5 protein-coding genes are annotated in these 6,051 nt (G+C 73.0%); 2 read left to right on the top strand and 3 right to left on the bottom strand.

Annotated elements, in window-relative coordinates; genetic code table 11:
- The 3 genes from NBZ83_RS29545 to NBZ83_RS29535 all read right to left on the bottom strand — a co-directional run.
- The coding region (locus NBZ83_RS29545) for a molybdopterin cofactor-binding domain-containing protein (protein ID WP_261576265.1) at window positions 1-1,255 on the bottom strand (1,255 nt) is incomplete at its 3' end.
- A gap of 5 nt (window positions 1,256-1,260) precedes the next feature.
- Complete coding sequence (locus NBZ83_RS29540) at window positions 1,261-1,863, bottom strand: (2Fe-2S)-binding protein (protein WP_438803174.1); 603 nt, start codon at window positions 1,861-1,863, stop codon at window positions 1,261-1,263.
- Window positions 1,860-2,783, bottom strand: a complete 924-nt coding sequence (locus NBZ83_RS29535) for an FAD binding domain-containing protein (RefSeq protein WP_261576266.1) — start codon at window positions 2,781-2,783, stop codon at window positions 1,860-1,862. Before NBZ83_RS29535 ends, NBZ83_RS29540 begins: the two co-directional genes overlap by 4 nt.
- Window positions 2,784-3,327: 544 nt before the next feature.
- Between NBZ83_RS29535 and NBZ83_RS29530 the strand changes: the two genes are divergently transcribed.
- Window positions 3,328-4,455: a Rieske 2Fe-2S domain-containing protein gene (locus NBZ83_RS29530; RefSeq protein WP_438803173.1), complete on the top strand. Its 1,128-nt coding sequence runs from the start codon at window positions 3,328-3,330 to the stop codon at window positions 4,453-4,455.
- A 398-nt stretch (window positions 4,456-4,853) separates the two neighbouring features.
- On the top strand, window positions 4,854-6,023 hold the full coding sequence (locus NBZ83_RS29525) for an ATP-binding protein (RefSeq protein WP_261576264.1): 1,170 nt from the start codon (window positions 4,854-4,856) through the stop codon (window positions 6,021-6,023).
- The last annotated feature ends 28 nt before the right edge of the window (window positions 6,024-6,051 follow it).

The following is a 6,051-nucleotide window of genomic DNA, read 5'->3' as shown; positions in this document are numbered from 1 at the left end:
GGCGGGCGGCGACGAGCTGGATGAGTTCCCGCGCCGGCAGCGGGGCGCCGAGTACCTGTCCGGTGGGCAGGACATCCCCCGGTCGGACGGCGTTGCGGGTCCGCAGGTCGACCGGGTCCAGACCGAGCGCGTCCGCCAACCGGTCCATCTGGGCCTCGTGGCCGATGGTCACCTGCGGCACGCCGAATCCCCGCATGGCCCCGCAGGGCGGGTTGTTGGTCCGCACGACCACCCCGCGCAGCCGGGCGTGGGGGACCCGGTAGGGGCCGGCGGCGTGGGTGAGCGCGTTCGCGAGTACCGCGGGGGACGACGACGCGTAGGCGCCGCCATCCAGGACCACCTTGGCCTGGACGCTGACCAGCTCGCCGTCGGCGGTCGCGGTGTGCCGGAACCACATCCGGGCGGGATGGCGGTGCGGATGCCCCAGGAAGGACTCGACCCGGTCGTAGGCGATCCGCACCGGCGCACCCGCCGCTCGGGCCAGCAGCGCGCCGTGGATCTGGAGGGTGATGTCCTCACGTCCCCCGAACGCACCCCCCACGCCCGCCAGGGTGAGGCGGACGAGGTTCTCCGGGATGCCCAGGCAGGCGGCGAGCTGCTCGCGGTCCGAGTGCAGCCACTGGGTCGCGACGCGTAGGTCGACCCCGCCATCGGCCGCCGGGCTCGCCAGGGCCGCCTCCGGCGCCAGAAACGCCTGGTCCTGCATGCCGACCACGTAGCGGTCCTCGACGACGACGGGACCATCGACCCCGGGCTCGCCGTGCCGGATGTCGATCTCACGGAAGAGGTTGCCGGCGGGGTGCAGCGGTTGCGCGTCCGCGGCCAGCACCCGCTCCGGGTCGGTCGCCGGGCGCAGCGGCTCGTAGTCCACCTCGATCGCGGCGAGCGCGCGGCGGGCGGTCGCGGCGTCGACGGCGGCCACGGCGGCGACCGGCTCACCGGCGTAGCGCACCTCGGTGGCGGCGAAGACCGGCTGGTCGGCGACGATCAGCCCGTAGGTGGCCACGCCTGGCACGTCGGCGGCCATGACCACGGCGGCCACACCGGGCAGACGGCGGGCCGCGGCGGCGTCGACCCGCCCGATCCGGGCCCGCGGGTACGGGGAGCGCAGTGTGCGCGCGTGCAGCATCCCCGGCACCCGCAGGTCGCCGGCATACGGGAACACGCCGGTCACCTTGTCTGGTCCGTCGGGGCGACGCACCGATCGTCCGATCCCACCGCCCACGATCCCACCGCCCACGATCTCACCACCCATCCGGCTCACTCCCCATCCGGGCGGTCCTGGGCGTTCCCAGGTGCGTGAGCATCCGCCGGTGGGATGATGCCGCGCTCAGCCTGCACCGCCCGCACGGCGGCGAGGATGCGGCCGTATCCGGTGCACCGGCAGATGTTGCCCGACAGCGCCTCGCGGATCTCCCCTTCGTCGGCGTCCGGGTGGCGGGTAAGTAGATCCGTCACCGCGACCACGAAGCCGGGGGTGCAGAAGCCGCACTGCACCGCCCCCTCGGCGAGGAACATCGCCCGAATCGCCCGGGTCAGCCCCGCACCGCCCAGCCCGGCGACGGTGACCACCCGGGAGCCGTCGGCGTCCGCGGCGAGCACCGTGCAGGATGCCGCGAGCCGGCCGTCGAGCAGCACCGAGCAGGCCCCACACCGGCCCTGCTCGCAGGCATCCTTGACCGCCGTCACCCCGAGCACGTCCCGCAACACGGTGAGCAGCGAATCCTCGATCCGAGCGGCGTTCACCGAGCGCAGGAAGCCATCGACGTTCAGCCGGTAGCTCTCACCGCTGTCCGTTCGGGCCTCCCCGCCGCCGGGACCGTCTGCCGCGGCGTCGAGGCCGTCCGCGGACACGGCGGTCACCGCTGCCCACCGGCGGCGGGGCCCCGCGCGGTGTCACCGGCGGGGGGCCCGGTCAGGTGATGAAGGCAGCGGGCGAACGCCCGGCCGGCGAGCACCCCCGCCGCGTGCCAGCGGTACTCCACGGACCCCCGCGGACCCTCGGGTAGCGCCGGAGCGACCCGGGCGGCCTCCTCGACGACCAGGTCACCGAAGCGCCGGGCCGCCGGCGGGGATACCGTCCCAGTCGACCAGTCGACCTCGTCCCGGGCGTACCGCTCGGCCTGACCCATCCGAGCCGGCAGCACGCCGACTCCCCCGATGGCGCACGTCAGCCGGTGGCGCACCCGGTCCACCAGGACCGCGCAGGAGACGACCGCGGGATAGGCGGCCTGACGCTCACCGATCTTGAGGTAGACCTGCGGGCCGCCCGGACGGGCCAGCTGCACGGCGGTGACGAGGGCGTCCGGGGCCAGGCCGTCGGCGAGGAAACGCGGCAGGGACATCCGGTCCGGTCCTCGTGGCGAGGCGGTGAGCACCTCCGCGTCGGCGGCGGTCAGGAAGGTGAGCAGGTCACCAGCGGGCCGCGCCGATCCCAGCGCACCACCGACCGTGCCGGTGTTGCGGATCTGCACGGAGCCGACCACCCGAGCGGCCCGCGCCAGGCCCGGTGACAGCGACCAGCCCGCCAAGTCCGTGTAGGTCACCCCGGCGCCGATGGTCAGGCTGTCCGCCCCGGCGCCGCGGACCCTTAGTTCGAGCACCCGGCGCAGGGCGACGACCGCCTCCGCGCAGCGCTCCCCGGAGCGCAGCGCGGGGACCAGATCGGTGCCACCGCCCAGCAACGCCACCGCGGCGCCGGAGTCGTGCGCGGCGGCGAGCATCTCCACCGCCTCGCCGACGGTGCGTGGCCGAAACATCGTGGACGTCGTCCCGCCGGCCATCACGAGGACCACTCTCCCCGGTACCGCGGCGGGCCGGAGCACGCCCGCTCGGACCACGCGCGCCACGTCCTGGACCGCACCCGCCCGAACGGACCCGGGGCGGGGAATCGGGGTGGACCCGACGGGCGGTGCCGGCCGGCGCGCCGAGGGACAGCGGGGCAGACGGACGAACGGTGCATGGCAACCGACCCTAGAGGCGGAAAGTTACAATGATGTTCGACCAGCCGGACGCTCCGTGAGCCCGCCCGATCGAGCTGAAGGGGCCGGCGCACCCCGTCTCACCGGGGCGTCGTCGCATCCCACCGACCTGCACCATCACCGGCTACCCAACATGCCATCACCGAGTGTTACATACACGACGTCGGGTCGAAACACCGAGCCACTTCGCCCTTGAAATGGGACTTTTGTCCCGTCTGCACCCAAAGCTTGTACTTCTCGGTCTTTCGTCGCATGTCATAACGAGACCGGTGAGTACCGCGCCGACCATGACTCGTCCCGGCAAACAGTTCCATCTGGAGATGGAACAACACGCGACCGAGCTGAGGTGGGCTTGACACATCGTCTGAAGAACACCACGGCCGCGTTGCGCCATGGCTGGCATCCGGTGGCGCGCTCCGGCGAGGTCGCCGACGAACCGGTGGCGGTGCGGCTGCTGGGTGACCCGTGGGTCATCGCCCGTCTGGACGATGGCCTGGCCGCGTTCGCCGACCGGTGCCCGCACCGGCTCGCGCCGCTGTCGGCCGGCCGGGTCGATGCGCGCGAGCTCGTCTGCGGCTACCACGGCTGGCGTTTCGTCGCCTCCGGCGATTGCACCGCGGTCCCCGCCCTGGGCCCCGGGGTGCCCGCCCCCAAGCGGGCCAAGGCCACCCCGCCGTGGGGCGTGGTCGAGCGGCACGGCCTGATCTGGCTCGCCCCGGCGGAACCGTTCACCGACCTGATCGAGATCCCCGAGGCGGACGAGGCGGGATTCGACTCGGTCTGGCTCGAGCCGTCACGGTCCTCCGCCTGCGCCGGCCTGCTTGCCGACAACTTCCTGGACACGGCGCATTTCCCGTTCGTGCACGCCGACACGATCGGCGCCGGCGAGGACACCATCGTCGGGCCCTACCGGGTGACGCAGGACGGCGACGGGTTCGTCGTGCAGATGGAACAGCGGGTCGCCAACCCGGAGGATCCCAAGGTCGCCACCGGCGATCATCCGCTCGTTCAGCGCCGCTGGTCGACCTACGTGTACCGGCCGCCGTTCATGCTGCGGCTGCGCCTGGAATACCCGGACGCCGGAATGATCAATACGATCCAGTTCTGCCTGCAGCCGGAGGATGCGGGATCGACCCGGATCTACACCAGGCTGCTGCGCGACGACCTGGGCGGGGACGCCGCACGACGAGCCGAGGCCGCCCGCTTCGAGCAGGCCGTGCTCGACGAGGACCTCGCGCTGCAGGAACGGTTCGACCTCGACGGCCTGCCCCTGATCGCCGCCGACGGCGACCCCGCCGAAGAGGTGAGCATCCGGGCAGACGCGGCGGGGGTGGCGCTGCGCCGCGCGCTGGCGTCCCTGGTCGATCAGGCGGCCCGGCTGCCGGCAACCGGTTCCGGGCGCTCGGCCGGCGGCCGAGACAGGCCGCTCACCGCCGCCCGCCGCACCGAGTTCCGACGAACCAAGATTCGCTAGACAAGCACAATTCGCTAGACAAGTAAGCCTTATCTTACCCGGGGTCGTGGACGATCGCTGTCGAGCGACGACTGTGGTGTCGCGCCTACCCCGCCGTCGAACCCCGGACCGCGAACGATTCACCGGTCACGGCCGATTGCGGTGCGCGGGAAGCGTTGCGGTGCGATGCGCACGCTCGCCGGGTCCAGACCGTGCAAAACGCACCGCAATTGGCCCCGCCCTGGTTCGGACTCACCCGTCCAGCAGGGTCGTGGGGATGATGCGGACTCGTCCGGCGCGGTCCGACCGCTGCGGACGACGGCGGATATCCGACACCACAGCGAGGACAACATTCCAGCTCAAGGCCCATCATCCGACCTAGGATGGAGATCGGATCCGGGCCGGGAGGCACGAAAATCATGACGGAGCGTGGTTGGGCTCGGCCGATCACCGACGCGAGCTGGGCGGATCTCGACCCACGCGAATTCGAGCGGTTCCGTCGGCTGGTGGGCGCCGCAGGGTCGCGCGCCGACGCCGTTCTCGCCGGACTGCCGGACCGTGAGCTGGCCGCCGCCCTCGGCGTGGCAGGCCAGGCAGCCTCGCAGCAGGGCACGGCGGGGCCGGCCCTGCTGCCCGAGGCCCTGCTGTTGTTCGGCCGACCGGAGGCGATCCGCTGGTTCCTGCCCTGGCACGAGGCCGCGATGCAGGTCCTGCGCGCCGACGAGGCCGTGGTGAACGACTTCTTCCACTGGCCGCTGTTCCGGCTCGCCGAGGAGCTGCTAGCCCGCTTCCGCGCCCGCAACACCGAACAGGTCGTCCGGTTCGAGCTTGTACGGGTGCAGGTTCCCGCCTTTTCGGAGCTGGCGTTCCGGGAGCTGATCACCAATGCGCTGACCCATCGGGACTACGACGTTCCCGGCGCCGTCCACGTGCGGTGGGCGGACGACCGGATCGAGATCACGAACCCCGTGGGGCCGGCCGCCGGACCGCCACCGGGCACCGTGCTCGCGGGGCCGCCCCGCCCGCGCAACCCCCTGCTCGTCGACGCCTTCCGGCGGGCGGGGATCGCCCATCGCACCGGGCACGGCATCGCCCGGGCCGTCGCCGACCAGCTTCGCCACGGCCTTGCGGCCCCCCGCTTCGACCACCCGGCGCAGCAGATGGCCGTCGCCATCCTGCCCGCTGCCTCTGCGGACCTGGCCTTCGCCCGGTACGTCGCGGGCCGCGAACGGCTCGGCCAGCCGCTGGGGAGGGCCGAGCTCCAGCTCGTCACCGCTTTGCGGCACGGTCAACGGCTGCGCACCGCGCAGGCCGCCGCCCTGCTGGCCACGGACCGATCGCAGGCTCGCGCCCACCTCGTCGGCCTGCTCCAGGCTGGCCTGGTCCAGGTGGGCGGCGACAGCGCTGGACGCACCTGGCACCTGACCGACCAGGTGCACCGCGACCTACGCGAGTGCGCCGCGCACGTCCGGGCCCAGACGAGCGGCCGCCATCCGGCGGCACCCACGCCAACCGCGCCGTCCGGATGGGCCATCCCTGGTGGAGGACCCGCTCTGCCCCACCGGCAGCGGGCGGCCGACGGGGGCTGAACGGGCCAGGGGCGTCAGGGGCGTCAGG

Source organism: Frankia gtarii, assembly GCF_025403375.1.
Taxonomy (GTDB): Bacteria; Actinomycetota; Actinomycetes; order Frankiales; family Frankiaceae; genus Frankia; species Frankia gtarii.
Note: the sequence above shows the minus strand (reverse complement) of the source record. Positions and strands in the feature narration are given on the sequence as shown.